Annotated in this window: 20 protein-coding genes and 1 pseudogene; 2 read left to right on the forward strand and 19 right to left on the reverse strand. The window is 39.8% G+C overall.

Annotated elements, in window-relative coordinates:
* Positions 1-15: 15 nt before the first annotated feature.
* The 3 genes from NSQ61_RS08985 to dat all read right to left on the reverse strand — a co-directional run bounded on the left by NSQ61_RS08985 (position 16) and on the right by dat (position 2,795).
* Positions 16-840: an alpha/beta hydrolase gene (locus NSQ61_RS08985; RefSeq protein ID WP_261308796.1), complete on the reverse strand. Its 825-nt coding sequence runs from the start codon at positions 838-840 to the stop codon at positions 16-18.
* Between the two features lie 110 nt (positions 841-950).
* Complete coding sequence (locus NSQ61_RS08990) at positions 951-1,877, reverse strand: dipeptidase (protein WP_340806792.1); 927 nt, start codon at positions 1,875-1,877, stop codon at positions 951-953.
* Positions 1,878-1,955: 78 nt separating this feature from the next.
* A complete protein-coding gene (gene dat / locus NSQ61_RS08995; RefSeq protein WP_063389417.1) occupies positions 1,956-2,795 on the reverse strand; it encodes a D-amino-acid transaminase in 840 nt (279 codons plus the stop codon).
* Positions 2,796-2,942: 147 nt separating this feature from the next.
* Here dat and NSQ61_RS09000 point away from each other — a divergent pair, with 147 nt between their 5' ends.
* A complete protein-coding gene (locus NSQ61_RS09000; RefSeq protein ID WP_063389418.1) occupies positions 2,943-3,359 on the forward strand; it encodes a DUF4395 domain-containing protein in 417 nt (138 codons plus the stop codon).
* 63 nt (positions 3,360-3,422) lie between these two features.
* Here NSQ61_RS09000 and NSQ61_RS09005 read toward each other — a convergent pair whose 3' ends face one another.
* The 4 genes from NSQ61_RS09005 to NSQ61_RS09020 are packed head-to-tail and all read right to left on the reverse strand — an operon-like array spanning position 3,423 to position 7,161.
* The gene (locus tag NSQ61_RS09005; RefSeq protein WP_063389419.1) at positions 3,423-3,929 is read right to left on the reverse strand and encodes an RNA polymerase sigma factor; all 507 of its coding nucleotides are present in this window, start codon (positions 3,927-3,929) and stop codon (positions 3,423-3,425) included.
* Positions 3,930-3,946: 17 nt separating this feature from the next.
* A complete protein-coding gene (locus tag NSQ61_RS09010) occupies positions 3,947-5,905 on the reverse strand; it encodes a DUF6449 domain-containing protein (protein ID WP_144598243.1) in 1,959 nt (652 codons plus the stop codon).
* Positions 5,880-6,779, reverse strand: a complete 900-nt coding sequence (locus NSQ61_RS09015) for an ABC transporter ATP-binding protein (RefSeq protein WP_063389421.1) — start codon at positions 6,777-6,779, stop codon at positions 5,880-5,882. Before NSQ61_RS09015 ends, NSQ61_RS09010 begins: the two co-directional genes overlap by 26 nt.
* Positions 6,772-7,161: a GntR family transcriptional regulator gene (locus NSQ61_RS09020; protein ID WP_063389422.1), complete on the reverse strand. Its 390-nt coding sequence runs from the start codon at positions 7,159-7,161 to the stop codon at positions 6,772-6,774. The genes NSQ61_RS09015 and NSQ61_RS09020 overlap by 8 nt, the downstream gene beginning before the upstream one ends.
* Positions 7,162-8,006: 845 nt before the next feature.
* Here NSQ61_RS09020 and NSQ61_RS09025 point away from each other — a divergent pair.
* Positions 8,007-8,222, forward strand: a pseudogene (locus tag NSQ61_RS09025) (hypothetical protein); the annotation flags it as partial.
* Between the two features lie 450 nt (positions 8,223-8,672).
* On the opposite strand, the gene NSQ61_RS09030 reads toward NSQ61_RS09025, so the two are convergent.
* The 12 genes from NSQ61_RS09030 to NSQ61_RS09085 all read right to left on the reverse strand — a co-directional run bounded on the left by NSQ61_RS09030 (position 8,673) and on the right by NSQ61_RS09085 (position 20,196).
* Positions 8,673-10,451 (reverse strand): adenine deaminase C-terminal domain-containing protein, encoded by a 1,779-nt coding sequence (locus NSQ61_RS09030; protein ID WP_340806795.1) that lies wholly within the window; start codon positions 10,449-10,451, stop codon positions 8,673-8,675.
* Positions 10,452-10,594: 143 nt separating this feature from the next.
* On the reverse strand, positions 10,595-12,163 hold the full coding sequence (locus tag NSQ61_RS09035; protein WP_240326789.1) for a long-chain-fatty-acid--CoA ligase: 1,569 nt from the start codon (positions 12,161-12,163) through the stop codon (positions 10,595-10,597).
* A gap of 35 nt (positions 12,164-12,198) precedes the next feature.
* On the reverse strand, positions 12,199-12,648 hold the full coding sequence (locus tag NSQ61_RS09040; RefSeq protein WP_144598245.1) for an acyl-CoA thioesterase: 450 nt from the start codon (positions 12,646-12,648) through the stop codon (positions 12,199-12,201).
* Between the two features lie 33 nt (positions 12,649-12,681).
* Positions 12,682-14,265: a benzoate-CoA ligase family protein gene (locus tag NSQ61_RS09045; RefSeq protein ID WP_094245477.1), complete on the reverse strand. Its 1,584-nt coding sequence runs from the start codon at positions 14,263-14,265 to the stop codon at positions 12,682-12,684.
* A 109-nt stretch (positions 14,266-14,374) separates the two neighbouring features.
* Complete coding sequence (locus NSQ61_RS09050; protein ID WP_144598246.1) at positions 14,375-15,175, reverse strand: enoyl-CoA hydratase/isomerase family protein; 801 nt, start codon at positions 15,173-15,175, stop codon at positions 14,375-14,377.
* Positions 15,176-15,192: 17 nt separating this feature from the next.
* On the reverse strand, positions 15,193-15,978 hold the full coding sequence (locus NSQ61_RS09055) for an enoyl-CoA hydratase-related protein (RefSeq protein ID WP_340806798.1): 786 nt from the start codon (positions 15,976-15,978) through the stop codon (positions 15,193-15,195).
* Positions 15,979-15,987: 9 nt separating this feature from the next.
* Positions 15,988-16,632: a Phenylacetic acid catabolic protein gene (locus tag NSQ61_RS09060; RefSeq protein WP_395994395.1), complete on the reverse strand. Its 645-nt coding sequence runs from the start codon at positions 16,630-16,632 to the stop codon at positions 15,988-15,990.
* Positions 16,629-16,859: a hypothetical protein gene (locus tag NSQ61_RS09065; RefSeq protein ID WP_063388948.1), complete on the reverse strand. Its 231-nt coding sequence runs from the start codon at positions 16,857-16,859 to the stop codon at positions 16,629-16,631. Before NSQ61_RS09065 ends, NSQ61_RS09060 begins: the two co-directional genes overlap by 4 nt.
* Positions 16,856-17,182, reverse strand: coding sequence for a metal-sulfur cluster assembly factor (locus tag NSQ61_RS09070; RefSeq protein WP_066251029.1), 327 nt, complete (start codon positions 17,180-17,182; stop codon positions 16,856-16,858). Before NSQ61_RS09070 ends, NSQ61_RS09065 begins: the two co-directional genes overlap by 4 nt.
* Complete coding sequence (locus NSQ61_RS09075) at positions 17,182-18,117, reverse strand: Phenylacetic acid catabolic protein (RefSeq protein WP_066251026.1); 936 nt, start codon at positions 18,115-18,117, stop codon at positions 17,182-17,184. Before NSQ61_RS09075 ends, NSQ61_RS09070 begins: the two co-directional genes overlap by 1 nt.
* Before the next feature lie 206 nt (positions 18,118-18,323).
* Positions 18,324-19,298, reverse strand: a complete 975-nt coding sequence (locus NSQ61_RS09080; protein ID WP_340806801.1) for an MBL fold metallo-hydrolase — start codon at positions 19,296-19,298, stop codon at positions 18,324-18,326.
* Between the two features lie 22 nt (positions 19,299-19,320).
* Positions 19,321-20,196, reverse strand: a complete 876-nt coding sequence (locus tag NSQ61_RS09085) for a PaaX family transcriptional regulator (RefSeq protein ID WP_066251023.1) — start codon at positions 20,194-20,196, stop codon at positions 19,321-19,323.
* Positions 20,197-20,433: the final 237 nt, after the last annotated feature.

The raw sequence follows: 20,433 nt of genomic DNA on the forward strand, positions 1-20,433 counted from the left end.
TTAGAAACTCTTTCATTAAATAATCTTTTTTTTTCGATCATCGTTTAACTTTCTTTGCCGTTCAAGCCATTCTCCTGTTTGTTGAAACAATTCGGTTGAATGACAAATAGACGAAAATGTATGGTTTCCGCCGATAATGAGTGATTTTTCAACGCTGTTAGCCCTTTTTTTGAAGCTTTTTTCATACAGGCAAGCATAAGAAGGAGAAATGACTTCATCTTCTGTTCCGTGGGCAACGAATACGTCACCTGTAAACGATTTTGCCTCTTGTAAAGGAGTGTACTGTTCAAGCGAGCGGAAAAATGTTTTCGTTAAGGAATAGCCTTCATAATCAACATATTGGCTTGATTCTGCTTCTTCTAAGCCTTCCTTTCCAACTATGGCCGCTATATCTTCAAATGGCCGACCGACCGCTCCCCAAATCGCCAAATTCTTCACGCGGTCATCCCGTACAGCTGTGAGTGTCGCCACTGCTCCTCCTAAACTATGGCCAAGCAAATATAATTCATGTTTGTCGATGAAAGGAAGCTTTTCAACAAAATCGATGACATGAATCGTTTGTTCAATAAAGCGGTCGAGGCCATAAGTTCCGTAAATACCGCTGCTTTCGCCGCAGCCTTCGTAATCAAACCGCAAAACGGCAAATCCGAGCGAAGCAAAATGGTTGGCTGCTTTGACGAACAATCGGTTGACACCTATTCGGCTTCCTATAAAACCGTGACAAATAACAACAACCGGAAATTTTTCGTTTTTAGCTGGAGCGTTCGGTATATGCAATGTGGCAGCTAACGATGCCTGTTGGCTCGGAATATAGTACATTTTTTCCATAAAATTAACCACCTTTAATCGTTCGTTTTTTATATTATAATGTTTATAATTCCGATAAGTCAAGTATGTTTTTGGGGATTTAAACCCAAAAAAAAAGCAATCTTAACAGTTTGCTTTTGCACCTATTTCGGTAAATGATTGAGAAAATTTTGATACGCAAATCCTTTCACTTCGTCCTCATTATAATATTTCAGCAGTTCATTGATCAAGTTTTGTGTTTTTGCCGCATTTTCCAATCCTATTACTTTTTGCTCAATTCCGTCAAAATCAGAGCCAAGTCCGATTTGTTTCACTCCGCCTAGCATGCAAAAATGGTCGATATGTTTGATTACATCTTTGATTGCTGCCTGATCATTAGTTGTTAAAAATTGGGGGGCGTACACGATGTGAATGGTACCGCCTTTTTGAAACATTGCCCTTGCCTGTTCATCGGTTAAATTGCGCTGATGATCACATAAGGCGCGGGCGTTTGAATGGGTCGCAATCGGATAATCCGCAAGCTCGATTACATCCCAAAACGCACGCTCGCATAAATGGGAGACATCAGTGAAAACGCGATGCTCATTGTTTGCTTTTATGATTTCCTTGCCAAATGCTGTTACACCAGCGCCTCGTTCTTCAAGTGCTCCATCAGCTGCCAGATTGGCATAATTCCATGTCAATCCAACCGATCGAACTCCCAGCTGATAAAGAAGTCGAAGTTTGTAGAGATCTCCGCCAATCGCATCCACACCTTCGAGAGTCAGCATCGCCCCAATTTCATGTTCCTCAAGCTTATAAATATCAGACCAATCCTTTATTTGCTTCATTTCCGGATTGTTTCCAAGCACTTCTGTAAAAAACAGATCGATTTGTTCAAGCGCCGCTTGGAATTTGTATTCAGTTTTTATTTTTTGATCGATAAAAACGGCAAAGCATTGAACCTTAATTTTACCTTTGATCAATCTTTGTTTATTCGTATCCAAATACGAGGCGTTAGCAAACTTCAGCTTTCCTTTAGCATTCGCCAGCTTCATCAGCGCATCACAATGAAGATCAATAATATTCATGTTTTCCCCCTGTTTTTTATGATAAAAAAAAGCCTGGCAGGAAAGATTTCTTGCAGGCTTTTACAATCAATAGGCTCGTTATTCGTTTGCGATTTTTTCTTGGAATTTTTGATAAAGTGTTGTCGCGATCTCACCCGGTTTTCCCGTGCCAATTTTTTGCCCGTCTACGGTCACGATTGGTAAAATTTCAGAAGTTGTGCTCGTAATGAAGACTTCATCGCTTTCAAGTACATCCTCTTTCGTAAACTTTTCTTCTACTAATGTTAAACCTTCTGTTTCAATGATCGATTTTACCGCCATTCTTGTAATTCCTGACAATATATGCTTTGATAGCGGCGTCGTATAAATTGTTCCGTTTTTGACGATGAATACGTTGGAGCTCGACCCTTCCGTCACATATTCATCACGGACTAAAATCGCTTCATAGCTTCCTTTTTCATGGGCGGTTTGTTTAGCTAAAATATTCGGCAATAAGTTAAGCGATTTAATATAGCAATTGGCCCACCGCTCATCGTCATGGAATATAGCAGAAACGCCGTTCTCCCGCAAATGATGGGGCAATTGCTTTGCAGGTCTTACGGTCATCGTTGTTGAAACAGAAACATCTGGAAACAAATGATTTCGAACGGCCACTCCGCGCGTAATTTGCAAATAGACGTCGCAATCTGTTAATGCTGATTTTTCAATTGCTTCTTTTATCAGCTGTTCATATTGCTCCAATGTTTGATCGAGTTTTAATTTAATCGCTTCAGCACTTGTCTGTAACCGCTCTAAATGCTCGCGCAGCATAAACGGCTTTTTGTTATAAACGCGGATCACCTCATACACTCCGTCGCCAAACTGGTGTCCTCTTTCATCAATCGGGATCACCGGTTCATTGAGGTCAACAAAGCGACCATTTACATAACCGATTGACATTTTCATATCCCCCTAATTTCCATAATATCTACCAACCATTGTAACATAATTATATGAATGGAGGCTTGATCAAAATCAAAAAAGATGCAATGCCTGCACATTTATGATATAAATATCATAAAACATATATGGAAAGGTGGGATTACCATGGACGGCATCCCTCGTCCTCTAGTTAGAACGAATCAATGGACAATTGTTTTGTCTGTTTTGATCACTTGGATCACAAACGAGCCGCTTTTTCTTCTTATTCCGCTTATTGCTGGCTTGATTGGACTCATTTTTGGTGTCAATCCGATTATGGCGGCCGCTAAAACGTTTTTACGAAAACCACATTCGTCCTATCATTTAGAAGACAGATCTGATCAGCAATTCAATCAAATCATTGCCTGCACATGCTTGCTGCTAGCTTTTATCGGATTTTCTTTTCATATTGATGTTTTAGGATATATTTTTTCGATTTTAGTTTTTTCAGCGGCTTTCATTGCGATTTTAGGATTTTGCATCGGCTGCTTTATCCGGTTCCAATGGAAGCAGTATCAATATCGAAAAGCGAAAAATTCATAAGCTTCTCCCCTGATTTTAAAAATCTGGGAAAAGACGTAAAAAAGGGGCAAGAGCACCCGAACTTTACATCGCATCTTTCAACGACACTTTCAGCGTGCGTCTTGCCCTGTGAAGCCTAGTTTTAACTGTTCCTTTCGAAAGCTTTAGCTGTTGAGCTAATTCCTGTTCTTTTAAATCATAATACAATTTCAATTCTAAAATTTCGCGGTATTTCGGTTTTAGTTTCCGAATTTCTTGAGAAATGGTCTCTTTCAGCCATTCATATTCTGCTGTTTGTTCCACATTGCCCCCTTGACTGATAGATAATTCATCAAGGGGGCACGGCGTTTTCTGTTCCTTCCGAAGAAAATCTATCGCAGTTCTCGCTGCTACTGTACCGAGCCAACCAGAGATTTTTTCCATATCCTCAATTTGTTCAGCCTTTTGATAAAATTTCAAAAATGTTTCCTGCAATACATCTTCTGCCAAATGTACATCTTTCGTTATGGAAAAAGCAATCCGGTACACTTTTTTATAAAACATACAATAGATGTCTTGAAAGCTCTCTTGAGCGGATATTATATCATCCATAATTCTCCAATCCTTTTTTATTTTTTTGCCTGTTTCTTGATCGATTCAGCTATTTCTGGATGAGCAAAGCTGCCAACCTCATAATTTCCATTTTTATAAACAATGAACATAATATTTTTTCCTGAAGTCGATTCTGTTTCATCTTGCAAGCATTGCTCAATCAACTGTTTATCTACAATTTTGACCGTTTGCGGATCTTGTTCAATTTCTTTCAGCATATTTTTATAATCCAAATCGTGATTGATGTTATTCTCCGTTATGAGTACATATTGGACATCATCAGCTGTCACTCTTGCGTTTTTAACCGTTCCGTTATTCTTCATCCACTCATCGAACTCTTTAAAGCTTTTTTTCCATGGAATGAATAATTGCTTATTATTTTTTAGAATGATTTCAATTTCTCCCCAGTCTTTTCTTTCATCGGTCATATCTTCATATGTAAGATTCGTGATGTCATTTTTTAATGCTTTTAATGCTTTTGCTAGTTGATCAGAATTATTGGCAATATCCACTTTTTCAACATAGTAGTTTGGATAGTTAGAATGAAATACTATTTGTTCAACATCTTGATCGTTTACGTCTAGAACTTCATAGGTTGCTTTTTTATATTCCTTCGATTCATAAATCTCCTTCAAATATCGTTCGAACGATTTCCGATCAACTTCATATTGGCGGATCGATTTGCTTCCATTTTTTAAATAATAGACGATAAACAACGGTTCAGGTTCGGAAACATCTTTGGATCTATTTTCGGCAACGATTTCTGTATGCAGCTTTTGAATTGCTTCGATTATTTTTGGTTCCTTGTAAATGAATCTATTAGTCATCTTGTCATCGAAGTACCAAAAGTTGCTGAAAAATACCGACTGTATTTCTGCAACTCTCGGAACCTTTTTCTCATATCCTCCCGCACCAGAACCGGTCAAAATGAATACGAGTATCACTGCAATAAAATAAATAAACAATCCTTTTAATTTAGGCTTGATTCGCCACGTCTGCTGCAAGATCATTTCAGCTATAAAGTAACCGATAAGTGCACCTACTACATATCCAGTACAAATCCATAATAAGCTTCCTCTATAGTCAATAATGCCAAAATACATTCCGCCGAGAAGCATCGTACAAAAAGTGGCGCCATATTTAAAAACCGGTTTAAGCTTCCAGTAAATAACAGCTTGTGACACATATTCGACTGGCCGCCGTGTATACAGAAGCAAGGAAATACAGCAAAACAAGGCTGCTAGCAATAAATAAACGGCGATTTCCCACCAAGAGAAAGGCTGGAATTCGAGGGAAATCAGCCTCGTAAGCGGTGAAAAAAATTCGATCCAAAGATTATTATTCAAATAATAGCCGCTCGGAAATCCAAACAAAATGTATTGCAAATTGTACACTATAAGTTGATAAACCCCGAAAGGAAACAATAAAATAATCAATGTCAATATGGCTTGAATCGTGCTAATTCCTGTCAGCATGGCAGAGAAGGTGCCGATAGAAAACAATAATAGCGTATATGCTAAATAAGTACAAAACCATCTAACAAGGTTCAAATCACGAAAATAGCTCGACAAATCAAACACCTGTATAAAAACGGCCAATATTAGAGAAGTAATCATGACAGGTACGATTAAAAACACAACACCCGTCAGCCAATGATGCCAAAAAAGCATTTTCCGATTAATCGGAAGACTATGAAGAAAATCGCTGGATTGCTTTACATGCAGGAACCGAAACAAAAAAATGGACATAAGCACAGGTATCACGATTAACATGAATAATTGAAGTTCTTGTGCAATGGAAAACAAACTTTCATATATGTTCTCTTCATTATAATTCTCTCTCCCGGAAAACAACACCGCAATTTCCATCGGTACTGATAGAATTAGACCGATCAAAAACGCTAGTCCTACCCACCCGACAGAACGGAAATTTTGAATTAACAGCTCTTTTTTAAATAAGGATGTTTTCGATTGCATATCCTTTTTCCCCCATTTCATAAATAAAAATTTCCTCCAATGTAAGCGGGAGCAAATCGAATAAAAGAGGCTTAAAGCTTTTTATATAGCTGGAAAATTCATCAGCATTTCCTTTTACAATGAATAAATGCACGCTGCCTCTTTGTTCCTGATAGACAATTTGAAGCTGCTGCAGCATTTCCGAAGGAACGCTTCCTTGAAAGGCAATTTGCACTTTGTGTATATTCGACTTTAGGTCATCCAAATTCCGTTTTATTAGCAGTTCACCTTTATGCAAAATGCCGATATGGTCGCTTATATCCTCTACTTCCTGCAAGTTGTGGGAAGAGACGATCACAGTCATTTCTCTCGCTGCCACATCTTGGATGATTATATTTTTCATTTTTTTCCTCATGACCGGATCTAAACCGTCAAACGGCTCGTCTAAAATGAGCAGTTCAGGCATTGCGGAAAAAGCGAGCCAAAATGCCACTTGACGCTGAACTCCTTTTGACAGGCGATAAATTTTTTGCTTAAGATCTAGATCAAATACATCCTGCAATGTTTGAAATCGTTCTCTGCTGAAGGATGGATATATGTTTTCATAAAAATTCGCCATCTGTTTGATCGTATAATGAGGGAAAAAATAAGGAATATCTGTAAGGAATATGAATCTTTGCTTAATGTCTTCATTTTCAAATACAGGTTTTTTATCAATTAAAATGTCTCCCCTATCTTGTTTATACAAACCTGCGATCAGCTTCAACAGCGTCGTTTTTCCAGCGCCGTTTGAACCTAGAAGCCCGAAGATGGATCCTTTTTCAATTTGTAAATCGATGTTAGATAACACAGTCGCATTTTGAAATGTTTTATATACCTTTTTGACTTCAATCATCTCTTTTTCCCCCTTGATGATCTTTGATAATTTCCTCCATGATCTGCAGGAGCTCATCAGATTGCATCCCTAAAAATAATGCTTGTTGTGCTAATTTTTGCAAATTTTCTTTAACCATTTTCAGCTCTTCCTGATTAGATGCCTCAATCTTCTCCGAAACAAAATTTCCTTTTCCCTGAATCGAGTAAATATATCCGATCCTCTCCAGCTCACGGTAAGCTTTTTGAATTGTATTTGGATTCACCGTCAATTGCTGCGCAAGCACTCTGACGGAGGGAAGTTGTTCTCCCCCTTTCAGCACTCCGCTTACAATCATCTCTTTTATTTGATCGACAAGCTGTTCATAGATCGGTTTTCGGCTTCGAAAATCTATATCAAGCATTTTCCCGCAGCCCCCACATCTGTATTAACTGTATTATAATTCTTAATACAGATAAATCATACTTTATTATGAAAAAAATGACAATACTTTCTGGAAAAATTTTTTTGCGTCAAAAAAGCACAGCTTTTTACGCTGTGAAAGACTGTTGTCCTTTTTCAAAGTTTGATTTATATGATTGTGTTATTTAAAACAGTGAGTACATCTCTTCTAAACTATTTTCTGTCTGTTTGTAACTGGCAGATGTTCAAAACTTTTATTTGTTCGCCAACCAATGGACAGACGATGAGAAGCACCGCCATCAACCGAAAAATTGGATTATAGTTTTCAAGCTTTCCCCAGGAAATTTTTGCTTTTGAAACGCACCGTAAGATAATGATGAACTGAGTTTTCCGCATCTGCTATTTTTTAAACGATTCTTCCTGCCGATTTTCAAATGTTGGAACAAACGATAAGTACATCTTTTCCAAACTGCACCGGCATTCCCAGAATGTGTCTTGTTCATTTTCGTCCATCCAGCCTGCTTCCCGATTGATTAAAGTGCACCAGAAAAGGAGTTTACTATATAAAAAAACAAATAGTAGGAGATTCAGCATGTATTTATCCTTGTTGCTCTCAAATGAGGCTTCAACAATGTGAAACCCGAAAAAAACATATTAAGATTAGTAGCACAGACCACGACCAATGTCTGCGCTGCTATTTTTTTAGTAGAAGTGGAGAAAAGGTCGTGACAGCCTAAAGAACGATAGGTTCGCATTGAAATAACTGGCCTACTTCACGGACCTTATAAGAATCAGGTTTAATATGTTGAATCCATGAGATCGTGGATAAGAAAAGGGAATCGTTAACGCCAACGACGCATTGGAAACAATCATTTTGTAGAATATTACGACAAATTAAAAACGCAACCTTATAACAAATGTCATAAAGTTGCGTCCATCGCTTGTGTGAATAAGTTATTGAAGTGTCTCTTCCATCTTAATACACACATTTTAACGTACAATTACGAAATCGCATCAGCAACTTCGCAATTGTTCAGGAAAAATATAACATATTTGATCTAGTGAAAAAAACAAAAATCGTTAGATCTATTAGGCATGCGTAAATTTATTTAGGAGGAAGGGGTACCACTGCCTCCTAAATAAATCCACTGAAACAAATAGTTACGAAAAACTCTTGACTAATTGTAAGAAGGGGCTCTCCGTTGAGTTCCTAAAATGAAGGATTTTGGAGAAATACTGCTGTGAAGGACAAAAATAATCGAATAAAATTTGTAAATGGCCTTCATAGAGGCAATGAGGTCCAACAAGAAGCAATTGTATATGCTGAAAAACTTTTGAAGATCCGAATTCAGAAAGTGAGCATAAGAAAAGTCCTTCATAAGACTTCTGAAGGATAGATTGGAAAAATGGCCTGTCCGATAAGTTCCTAAAAAAGGGGCTCCAAAAAGTCAGTTAACCCTGACTTTTTGGACTGCCCCCTGAAGGAAACGGCTCAGCTCTCTTTTTCTAGTTTTACTTCGCGATTTGATCTTTTATTGGTTCCGCTTTAAGCAGCATTTCATTTTTCTTAACATCATACAAACCAAATGGAATAAGACGAAGACCGGGCAAGAAATCACAAGTTAAAAACAATAGCGTATATAAAATGTCATGGAATGGGAATCCTCTTTGCTGCACGGCTGCTAACAGCTCATCATGATATCGAACAGCTTGATCAAATGATGAATCGTCCGTCATCATGCCGGTAAATGGAAGAGGTATTTCAACCACAATGTCCTCGCCATCAACAATGACGATTCCTCCTCCTAGTTCATGCACTCTTTTAGCCGCCTGGGCCATCGCTTTTGGATTTCTTCCGATCACAAGCAATTCTGTTGTAGTATTGTAAGTTGACGCCATCCCATCTAGATGAACGGCAAATCGTTCTAATATCGCTTTCGACACCCACTTTCCGTTCCGGTCAATTAACGACGCATACAATAAGCCTTCTTCACCGGAAATATCTGCGAATCCCCCTGCTTCTGGAAGCTTAACATCTTTTCGCTGCGTAATGACATTGCTTTTAAAATAAGCGACCGGAACAGTTTGTTCAGTACTTGAATATGGGTAACGGTACAAGTTTAAATCGTCCAAAAGTTGCTTCGAAAACGCAAATGGCTCCCGGACAACATATTGATTCCAATTTAGTTTCGGTGTTGACACAAGCAAATTTCCTTGCTCGGCTACGACTTCACCTCTTGAAATGACGACATCCGGCCGAAAATATTTCAAATCTGGAAGAAGTAAAATGTCTGCCAATTTTCCTGGAGCAATCCCGCCGATATAATCATCTAAGCGCAAATAAACGGCTGCATTGATCGTAGCCATTTGCAACGCGTTTATGACCGGCACTCCTAATTCTACAGCTCTTCTGATCAATCCATCGACAAAGCCTTCTTTTTCGATAAACCCAGGGTGCGGACCGTCGGTTGTCATCGTAATTCGATGTGTACTGACTTTCCCTTCTGTAATCATTTTTATAACTTCAGGGAAATCAGGGCGAAGCGAGCTGTTGCGTAAAGTCGTCCACATTCCCAACCGCAGCCTGTCCAGCGCCTCTTTTGCCGTTATTGCTTCATGACAAGCGCTGACTCCGCTCGCAGCAATGGAAATCAATTTTTCATATGAACAGCCTGCTGTATGACCGTCCACGACTTTCCCTTTCTGTTTTGCCACTTCAATTGTATCAAGCAAAAAGGAATCAGCCTGATATAAAAGCGGCCATCTTGTGACCTCCGCTGTTCCGACAACTTCTTCTAATTCTAAAAGCTCTTGCACATCCTTTTGATTAAACCATTCCCTTTCTCCTTTGAAATCCGCTTGCGAGACAAGCCGGACAAGCCAAAGAAAATTGCCCGGAAGGTCTTTCAAGTCTTTGACCATTTTTTTAAATCCAGCAGCTCCCATATGCAAATAAAAAAACAAATTGTCATTTACCGTTGTCGTTGTTCCAAGGGGAAGAACTTTCCTAGTCATACTAACAGGATTGTAGATGACCCACGGATGTGCATGCGGTTCAATAAAACCTGGTGAAACATACATCCCTTCTGCATCAATAATTTTTGTATGTTCATCGGAAAGGACATCCCGTTCGCCGACATATGCAATGGAGTCTTGATAAACAGCGACATTTTGCTTCAACAATTCTCCTGAATAGACGTTGATCACCGTACCATTTTTGATAATTAAATCTGCGGGCCTCCGTCCTTGAGCCACTTCAATTAATTCCGATCTTGACGCTTTTTGTCTCAACAGTTTCACTCCTACTCTTTTAAAAAATGTTATGAAGAAGCCGTAGGTCATCAATCGGATGTCAAATTTTCCAGAAGGTTGATTAACTTTATGATGAAGGAAGATCAAACATATGTCTACCGTTTGATCTTCCTTGCATGAAATTATCGCAATTCTGTTTGCAAATCTTCTTTTAATTTTTGCTGAAGTTCTACTTTTTTAATTTTTCCGCTCGGCGTCATCGGCAGCTCATCGACAAAAACAACTTTATCCGGTATTTTGTAGTCAGCAATTTTTCCTTTTAAATAATTTTTCATCGATTCTTCCGTTTCCAAAGCTCCGTCTTTTAATTTTACCGCCGCACATGAAATCTCTCCTAAAACAGTGTCAGGCAGCCCGATAATGGCTACTTCTACTACATTCGGATGCTTATAAAGAATTTCTTCAATTTCTCGAGGATAAATGTTGTAGCCGCCGCGGATGATCATTTCCTTCTTCCGTCCAACGATGCGGACATAACCTTGTTCATCAAGCGTCACTAAGTCACCTGTATAAAGCCAGCCATCTTGATCAATGGCTTCTTTCGTTTTTTCAGGCATGTTAAAGTAGCCTTTCATGACATTTAACCCGCGCACAGCAAGTTCGCCAATTTCTCCAGTCGGTACAGTTTGACGATTCACATCAACAACTTTAATTTCAACTCCTGGAATCGTTCTGCCGACCGTTTCTGAACGAATGATGTCACTGTCTGTAAAGCTTGTAATTGTCACAACTGGAGATGTTTCCGTTTGACCATAGGAAATAGTTATATTGCATCCCATTTCATTTCTAATTTTTTTCACGACTTCGACAGGGCATGGTGCTGCCGCAATAATACCTGTTCTTAACGAAGATAAGTCATAGGATTTGAATTGAGGGTGATTTAATTCCAATATAAACATTGTCGGAACTCCATGGTGTATCGTAATCTTTTCTTGTTCAATCATTTTTAATACAGCTTCCGCTTTAAATTGCTCCATAAACACCATTTTGGCACAGGCAGTCACAGCTGCCAGTATGCTTGGAACCATGCCAAACACGTGAAAGACAGGAACGACCACTAAAAATACGTCATTTTCGTCGCATTGAAGCGCCTCCACTGTACATGCGGCATTATGGACAAAATTTAAATGCGTGAGCATGGCACCTTTCGGAAGTCCTGTTGTTCCTGAAGTATATAAAATGGAAAACACATCTTCTTTCGGATCGATGGACACTTCCGGCGGCAGCTTCGACTGTCCTATTTTCAGCAAATCTTCAAAGGAATGGTGACCATCTTCTTGAAACCGCACCGTAAACACCATTTCTAAAGCGCTTTCATTACTTTCCATTAAAGATTTTACCGTATGGAAATGGCCATGCTCTTCTACCACAAAAATTGCTTTTGCACCAGAATTGGCCACTATATAAGACAATTCTTCAACACGATATCGCGTATTGCATGGAACTAATATGGCGCCTATTTTTGCAATTGCAAAATATATGGCAAGAAACTCATGCCAGTTCGGCAGGCATGCAATGATGCGGTCTCCTTTCCCTATACCGAGCTGGTGGAAAGCGGAGGCGATGGAATCGGACATTTGTTTGATATCTTTGTAAGTTAAACGTTTATAGCCATCGTAAATGAATTCTTTATCAGGATAGCGCTTATATGCTTTTTCAAACACATCATGAATGGATACGTTAAGATCCACGCTACTCACCTCCATTACATTTTTTCAATGTTCATTTATGCGCTGAGCCATGGATTGATCTGAGCCTGTTCACCAAACCCGTCTTCTTGAAGCAATTTTTTCACCTCTTCAGGTATGGGCACTGCAAATTTTTTTCCGTTTTCTTCTTTCACCCACCCCCTGAGCTCATATCCGTGCCCGGTTCTTGTATCTTCACGATATACTTCATGCTTCAGTTTTATTGTTTTCCGGTTCACTTCCACTACTTCTGTTTTAATAGTGATAATGTCGTCATAATATAACGGCTGCTCAAACGTACAGCGGACATCAAGCAGCGGAAGAATGATGCTGTATTCTTTGATGAGTTTAGCCGGAGCAAGGCCGATACTTCTAAAAAATTGATGCCCTGCAATATCAAACCATTTAAAATAATTCGGATAGTATACAATGCCGGCTGCATCCGTATCTCCAAAGTTCACCCTGAGCTGAAATTCGTTTCTTTTCAAATGTACGTACTCCTTTCAATGCTATGTCTTAAACTATTGAGCTGAATTCGATTTTAATAATTCCCGAAGTTTAAAACGCTGAATTTTTCCTGTTGCTGTTTTCGGAAGTTCGTCAATAAATTCTATAATTCGCGGGTATTTGTAGTGGGCCAGCTGCTGCTTCACGAAGTTTTTTAATTCATCTTCCATTTCTTTGGAGGGTGTTCTATCTTTTAAAACAACATATGCTTTTGGAATTACAAGATTATTTTCATTTTGCACGCTAACAACTGCAGCTTCCAGTACATTTTCATGTTGAAGAAGGCAATTTTCGACTTCTACAGGCGATACCCAAATCCCGCCAACCTTCAGCATATCGTCGGAGCGCCCGCAATACCAAAAATATCCTTCTTCGTCTTTATAATATTTGTCACCTGTATGAAGCCATTCTCCGACAAATTTTTTCTTGTTTTGCTCATGAAGGTTCCAATATCCATGTGCGATGCTGTCTCCGCGAATCAACAAATCTCCCATTTCATTTGGAGGCAATTCCCTGCCCATTTCGTCGACAATTTTTGCTTCATAACCAGGAACGACTTTTCCAGAGCTTCCTGCCTTTACATCTCCAATCCGATTGGATAAAAATATGTGGAGAGCCTCTGTTGAACCAATTCCGTCTAAAATATCGACATTGTACATTTCTTTCCATTTGCGGTAAAATGCTTTCGGAAGCGCTTCTCCAGCTGATACACAAACTCTGAGCGAGCTCAAATCGAATTGTTTTCCCGTTCGCGACACATAATCAATCATCGCTCCATATAAAGTCGGAACCCCAAAGAAAATGGTCGGTTTGTACGTTTCAATCGCCTGAAACATTGCTTCCGGAGTTGCGCGTTCTTTCACTAATACAGTTGAAGCTCCTGCTCCTAAAGGAAAGTACATTCCTCCGCCAAGGCCATAGGCGAAAAACAGTTTAGATGCGGACAAGCATCGGTCTTCTTCACTTATATGCAATATTTTTTTCGCATATGTGCTGAAAGCATATTCCATATCATGCTGCAAATGGATGACGCCCTTTGGATTACCGGTGCTTCCGGAGCTGAACAGCCAAAAGGCTTGATCATCCTTGTTCGTCATGGCTGCATCAAGCTTTTTGCTTGCCCTATTCATCAGTTGGAGGAAATTTAAATGTGTGCCTGATTGTTCGCTTTCACTGTCCGGAATGATAATGATATCCTTCAAAAAGCAAAACCGTTCTTTGTAAACTTCAATCTTTTCCCAAATATCTTCATGGATGATTAAGCCCTTTGCCCGGCTGTTGTTTAAAAAATATTCATAATCGGATGGCTTCATCATGGTGTTGACCGGAATGGGGACAGCACCAATTTTTATGGCGCCAAAAAATGAATAAATAAATTCGGGTGTATCGTGGCAAACCATTAAAAGGCGGTCTTCCAATTTATAACCGAGCTCACGGAGCATGTTGCCTGTCTGATTGACTTTCTCCTGCAATTCATTATAGTGTATGCGCTCATCGCGATAACAAATGGCTATTTTATCGCCCAAACCTTTCTCTACACTTTCATCAATGAACCGCACTGCCGCATTGTAAAGCAAACCTAATCCGCGGAGATCCATTTTTTCACCATCCTATATATCAATTTTTTGAATAGATGAAGCGGCATTGAAGCCGCCTGAAGAAGATATATATTCAGGAGGCTTCACAATATATATGAAAAGCTAACGTTTATATCCCTTTCCAATTTGGTTTTCTCTTTTCTAAAAATGCGCTTAATCCTTCTTTTGCATCCTCTGAGCGGAACAACAAGTTTTGCAGCTCTCCTTCGTAGCGGATGGCCACGTTCAATGGCATTTCCTTTCCGTTCATGATCGACAGCTTGATGTTTGAAACCGCATAGCTTGCGCTTTCAGCTATCTTTCTCGCATACTCGAGCGTCCGCTCTCTCGTTTCCGCCTGCGGGAACACTTTGTTGACGAGACCAATGTCCAGCGCTTCCTGCGGTGTCAGCGTTTCCCCAGTTATGTTCATATCCAGCGCTCTCGAATACCCGATCAACCGCGCGAGCCGCTGCGTTCCTCCCGTTCCAGCCAGCACCCCAAGCGATACTTCCGGCAAGCCGATTTTTCCTGCTTCATCTCCCATGAATCGCAGATCGCAGCCTAGCGCCATTTCCAATCCTCCGCCGACTGTATGCCCTTCCAAACAGGCGATATATACTTGCGGCGAACGGGCGATTTTATCCAGCGTTTCATTACAGAACAGGCAAAACTGTGTTTTATAGCGCGGATCCGCTGCTTTTAAGAAGTTGATATCCGCTCCTGCCGAGAAAAATTTCGGCACATCGCTCATCAGCACGACCACTTTTATGTTTGGATCGAAGCGAAGCTCATCGATCGCTGCGTTGAATTCTTGGTAAAACTCCAGCCCATAGGCATTCGTTTTATTGATGTGAAGATGGATTTCCGCCACTCCGCTGTTTTTGACCACCGTTAAATTTTTGTTAGCAGTTGTTTCAACTGTCATCATTATTCTCCTTCCATTGTTCATTTATTATTTGAAAAATCAGGTTTGCGTTTTTCTTGAAAAGCCGCCAATCCTTCTAAACGATCCGGATGATAAATCGTTTTTTGATAACAATCCCATTCCGCTATCAGACCCTTTTCCATTAGTTCTCGAGCAAAACTGTCGACAGCCTGCTTCGCTAAACGGACAGAATGAATTGAATTTTCTGAAATCTTTTCTGCTATGTTAAGCGCTTTCAATTCTGCCTCGCCAGCTTCACAAATATATTCGACAAGTCCTATTTCATAAGCTTTTTCGCCATTTATTTTTTCAGCTGTAAAAATAAGCTGCTTGGCCCTGCCGATTCCTACTAATTGCGCCAGCCGTTGAGTGCCGCCGGCTCCCGGGATTATTCCCCAAGAAACTTCCGTCAACCCGATGAGCGCCCCTTTTTCCATGACACGAATGTCACAGGCAAGAGCAAGTTCACATCCCCCTCCAAGAGCCAATCCTTTTACAGCCGCAATCGTCGGCATTGGCAAAGATGAGATATTTGCAAATGTTTTCCTGAGCAATGTGACATATTCTTCCACTTCTCGTTCGCTCATGGACTGCCTTTCTTTTAAATCCGCCCCTGCACAAAACGCTTTGCTTTCACCTCCCGTAAAAATAACTGCGCTTACATTCGAATGATCTTTTATCGTGTTTATCGCATAAGAAAGATCTTTTACTAAAAATTTGCTTAATGCGTTGGCACGTTTTGAGTTATTTAATTGAATGATAGCCACTTTGTTTTGAATTTCTAAAAGAACGCCTGATTCTGACATGAGCATCACTCACTTTGCTTGAACAAGCTGTTCCGCATTTAATTGCTGCAGCCGTTTTTCAAATTTTTCCGTGAACGAAGGAGTTTCCGGGAAATAACCTTCCTTTTTCAATTCTTCACTTTTTTCAACTTTTGCAAGCCAAGCCTTTGCTTCCTCTGCCGCCTCCCTTAATGCTTCTTGAAATCTGTAGGGGACAGCTCCTTGATCAAGAAGAAGTTGTTTTGCCCAATTTTCTGCATAGATGATATGATCGTGTTGTTCGCGGACAAGCTTTTGAATCCGTGAAGCAACCTTGGAATGACTTGTTTTTAACACCGTTTGAAAGACGATATCGATTGCGGCATTGATTGCATATAGCGAAGCAATGAGAGAAATCCAGTTTTGAACGTTTACAGCTGTTTGAAAAGCTTTTCCTGTTTGTGCTTGAATGTCAGGCTTCTTGCCTTTTACCCCTTTTAAATCAAAACACCAATTGTACAAAAGTCTTGCATGCCCCAGTTCTCCTTGAGCCATAGCTATAGCAGACAAGGTCGCTTCCAAATTCGGACCGCTTACACCAACTTCCACTAAACGGTCGCCAAGCACATATTTGTTATCCGCTATTGTCTCCAGCAATTCAATCAAAGAATGCGTTCCTTGTTCCATTACGCTCACAATGCTTCAGCTCCTTTCTCTGAAAATAGCCAATCAGGTTTTTTCACCCAATTCAGCTTGTTTCGTTCCACGACAACCATTTCGGTCCAATCCTCTTCGTCGTACGTAAACGTTGCATACACTTTTGCCAGCTCGCTGTTTTCTGCTTCTACCGTGCCTATATGCATTAAGTTGTCTCCCCGATTAATGCGGGCAAAAATATCATAGGTTATTTTTTCTGCGATCATTTTGCACTTACACCCCAATACTTTAATTTTTCCCTTCCCTCTGGGCTAAGACGGTCGACCGTCCATGGAGGATCCCATACGACATTTATGTGTACTTCCTTTACTTCCTCTTCTGCAAGAAGCCGATTTTTTATATCGCTTTCAATCCATTCCATGCAGGCGCAGGAAACGGCTGTGTATGTCATCGTCACATGCACTTCCCCGTCATTCATTTGAATGTCGTAAATGAGCCCCATATCGACAACGCTTATTGGGAATTCAGGATCCATCACCTCTTTCAGCGCCTCCCAATATTTTTTCGTATCCACAGCTTGTTTTTGCATCATACCACCTCTTTTCTCAGCTGTTCTAATTCTTTTGCCCCTTTTTGAATTCTTCCTACAAACCTTTCATTTTGCGGCCCTCTTTGTTTAAATCGTTTAATGACGTTTTCCCATGTGTCCGGCTGGTCGAACAGCCATTTTTTATTGACTGGATCAAATTTACAAGGGAATGGGACATCGAGCACATATTTTCCTTGTTCTTCATCATAATGAGCTGGAACTTTTACTCCAATTGATTCACAGAATGGAACTGCTGTCGACAGCCATTTTTGACGGAGCTCATCGTTTGTTCTTCCTTTTAAGCGGTATTCAAGCTGTGCGGATCTGGATTTTAAACGGTCTTCTACACCAAAAAATTCAAGCGCCATTAAAAACATCCAATCAACCGCTTTTTGAACTTCCTCTTGCAATTTCGGATCATTCATGGCTGTTCTCATAATGATTTCACCATTTCTAAGATGGAACAATTCTTCTTTATCAACTTTCACTAATGCGCGTTTCCATGGCCCGTAAGATGTATGCTCAAACGCATCCCCAAGCAGTGTGTAGCCGGCGCGGTCAAAGAACGCATTAAACACTCCAAGCTCAATCCAATTTGACAGTTCAAAGTCAAAGGCATAAGGGTTTTTCCATTTATTTGGGGCTCGATTGTACAATAATTCGTCTGTATCTTCGCCCAAATCTTTCAGTAGCCTGAAAGCAATATGTGCATGACCGATTTCATCCTGCATAATGGCGAGTGCTGTAATTTTGTTATTTAAAGTGGGCGCTTGATCATAAACAGTAAGGAGCGGCGGCACACTTAACAATTCTGTATCTCCGACAATAATCAACGTCTGTTTTAATGCCTTTAAATATTCCTCATTCATGTCACCGACGCCTTCAACAATAAAACCGTTTTGAATTTTTTCTTTTAAAAGGGCTGCCTGATCCATTTTTTCACCTCTTTTATATTACGTTTTTATTTATTTCGTCTGTTTAACATAATATTATTTTACAACCGCCTCTTTTGTCAAGAAAAAATAGAAAAATCAAATTTTTTTGTTAATTTAAAAAATAAAAGGTTTTTCTCCTTTCTTTCGTTCTTGCCGTTTTTACGACCGCAAAAAAAGCGCATAGCTTTTTGCTATGCACTTATCCATTATTTATTTTGTTTATAAAAGACAATATCGTTACGATTCTCTTTTTTAATTTGCCCTGTGAAAACTAAATACTCCAAGTGCGACAAAGTTTCTGCGATCGCAAACCGCCATTGATGCGAATTCAAGCTTTTGTGCTGGAATAAATCTTGGGCAATGTCATAGGCGGTACGGCCATCCTTCGCAAGTCGAAATATTTGATCCAAGCGCTTTTGATGATGCTGGATGATTTCTGATATTCTGTCGTCAACTCGTTCGATCAATGCCCCATGGGCAGGAAGCGCCAGGTCTACCTTCAATTGCTGTATTTTTTCAAGCGAAGATATGTAGTTTCCAAGCGGATTTTTGCTTGAACCGGGCCATATGCTAATGTTCGGAGTAATTTTATCCAAAATATGATCGGCTGCAAGCAGCAGTCTTTCTTCTCTTTGATAAAAGCAAATGTGTCCATCGCTGTGACCAGGTGTCGGTATAACTTCCCATTTTCTTTCGCCTAGAATGACCTCGTCATCCTCTAGAATCGTCAATTCCGGAAACGTTACATGCTTTGCCAAACTTCTCATACTTTCTTCAATTTCATCCGCAAGATCTTCCGGTGTACCGTTTTTTCTGCACATTTCACCAATTTGCTCCGCCTGGCTGCTGTTTTTTCCCCAAACACGCTGCGCCATGGCAAAATCTTCTTTGCTTATATAAGCTTTTGCCCCTGTTCTTTCCTGCATCCACCCTGCCAACCCGAAGTGATCAGGATGAAAATGAGTGAAATAAATCGAATGAATCTGTTCATAACGAACATTCATTTGTTTCAATACTTGCTTCCAAGCTTCAATCGCTTCGGTATTATGAAATCCTGCATCAACAAGGCTCCATCCGTCTGCATCGCGCACCATATAACAATAGATGTATTTCATCGGAAAAGGGATTGGAACCGGAATGCGATATATATTTTTCCCGATTTGTTCAATATTGACCACCATTATGCACCTACTTGCTTTTATTTTAAACAATGTCCATAAAAGGGTTGATCGCTCTGTCCCGATTCGCTTCCAATTCACAATCGGGAGCTTTTTCAAATAAAGTTTCAAAATATCGAATAGCAGGTACAGACAAAAGCTGATGTACATTGAAAAACAGCTCTCTAGCTTTTAAGCCGCTCCAGTCAGCAGGCAGCAGGTCGTTCGGAAACCCCGGGTCGATAAAGAAAAAGCTGCGATATTCATGAACAAGCTTCGTTCTCTCAATAAAACATTCTTGATCTGATAATTCATTATTCCAAATGCGTTCCTTAAAATCATCATACTTTTGCCGATATTGATCAATGAATGATTCATACTCTTTGGCAATTTCGTCAAAATTCCATCCTCTATGAATCAACTCATGATTATCATGGGATACTACTGAACTGGAAGTAAATAAAATCACATACGGCTCGAGATGGTAATCTTTTATAAACTCCATCACCCGATCTTCAATAGGGTTTGGACTTGCCCACGTACCGTGAGAAATCAAGCCGAATCCCATGAGGCTCAGCTCTTTTCGAATTTGATTGCGAAGCTCCCTTTTTTCTTCCGGGACCGAATAGGTCAAAATTCTCCAATTCCCATCCCATTTGTAATTTCTCATTGAATAAACGCGGGCAAACCCGTCCATCATCGTTCTCTTCCCTTTATTTGTAAGAGAATAATAGCTTTTATTGCCAATTTTGCGAACTTTAAAAAAGCCTTGCTGAACCATTCTTAACGTGGCTCCCCGTATCGAAGATTCAGAAATGCCGAAATGGGACATCATTTGAATTAAGCTGCCAATCCAAACTTCTGTGCTGTAATGCTGAATGTACTCACCGAATAGTGTAAACATTAATGATCTTGGCTTCATTTTCTTACACCCGTCTTTTTCCTGAATTTTGCTTTTATTTTTATTATGCTGGATGGAATTCCATTTTTACAAGTTTTTTCTTCAAGATAGGGAGCCTTTTAATCTATTTTTTTATAAGTCTGAAGCTGTTTAAATCGACTCTGCCGATCAGAAAAAAAACTGCCTCCTCCTTGAGGAAGGCATATGACTTGTCTTTAAATTTCCGCATTATTTTCTGGATGAAAAAATACCGGCCGT

It is taken from the genome of Aeribacillus sp. FSL K6-1121 (assembly GCF_038003725.1).
GTDB lineage: Bacteria > Bacillota > Bacilli > Bacillales > Aeribacillaceae > Aeribacillus > Aeribacillus composti.

Excerpts from the sequence above, each read along its gene's own strand:
- NSQ61_RS09070 (WP_066251029.1), bottom strand. The coding sequence starts at position 17,182 with ATGCAAAAACAAGCTGTGGATACGAAAAAATATTGGGAGGCGCTGAAA.
- NSQ61_RS09080 (WP_340806801.1), bottom strand. The coding sequence starts at position 19,298 with ATGGTGGTCAATATTGAACAAATCGGGAAAAATATATATCGCATTCCG.
- NSQ61_RS09015 (WP_063389421.1), bottom strand. The coding sequence starts at position 6,779 with ATGATTGAAGTCAAAAAGGTATATAAAACATTTCAAAATGCGACTGTG.
- NSQ61_RS09045 (WP_094245477.1), bottom strand. The coding sequence starts at position 14,265 with ATGGATCTCCGCGGATTAGGTTTGCTTTACAATGCGGCAGTGCGGTTC.
- NSQ61_RS09065 (WP_063388948.1), bottom strand. The coding sequence starts at position 16,859 with ATGATCGCAGAAAAAATAACCTATGATATTTTTGCCCGCATTAATCGG.
- NSQ61_RS08990 (WP_340806792.1), bottom strand. The coding sequence starts at position 1,877 with ATGAATATTATTGATCTTCATTGTGATGCGCTGATGAAGCTGGCGAAT.
- NSQ61_RS09020 (WP_063389422.1), bottom strand. The coding sequence starts at position 7,161 with ATGCTTGATATAGATTTTCGAAGCCGAAAACCGATCTATGAACAGCTT.
- NSQ61_RS09055 (WP_340806798.1), bottom strand. The coding sequence starts at position 15,978 with ATGTCAGAATCAGGCGTTCTTTTAGAAATTCAAAACAAAGTGGCTATC.
- NSQ61_RS09050 (WP_144598246.1), bottom strand. The coding sequence starts at position 15,175 with ATGATGACAGTTGAAACAACTGCTAACAAAAATTTAACGGTGGTCAAA.
- NSQ61_RS09010 (WP_144598243.1), bottom strand. The coding sequence starts at position 5,905 with ATGCAATCGAAAACATCCTTATTTAAAAAAGAGCTGTTAATTCAAAAT.
- NSQ61_RS09000 (WP_063389418.1), top strand. The coding sequence starts at position 2,943 with ATGGACGGCATCCCTCGTCCTCTAGTTAGAACGAATCAATGGACAATT.
- NSQ61_RS09005 (WP_063389419.1), bottom strand. The coding sequence starts at position 3,929 with ATGGATGATATAATATCCGCTCAAGAGAGCTTTCAAGACATCTATTGT.
- dat (WP_063389417.1), bottom strand. The coding sequence starts at position 2,795 with ATGTCAATCGGTTATGTAAATGGTCGCTTTGTTGACCTCAATGAACCG.
- NSQ61_RS09085 (WP_066251023.1), bottom strand. The coding sequence starts at position 20,196 with ATGAAGCCAAGATCATTAATGTTTACACTATTCGGTGAGTACATTCAG.
- NSQ61_RS09075 (WP_066251026.1), bottom strand. The coding sequence starts at position 18,117 with ATGGATCAGGCAGCCCTTTTAAAAGAAAAAATTCAAAACGGTTTTATT.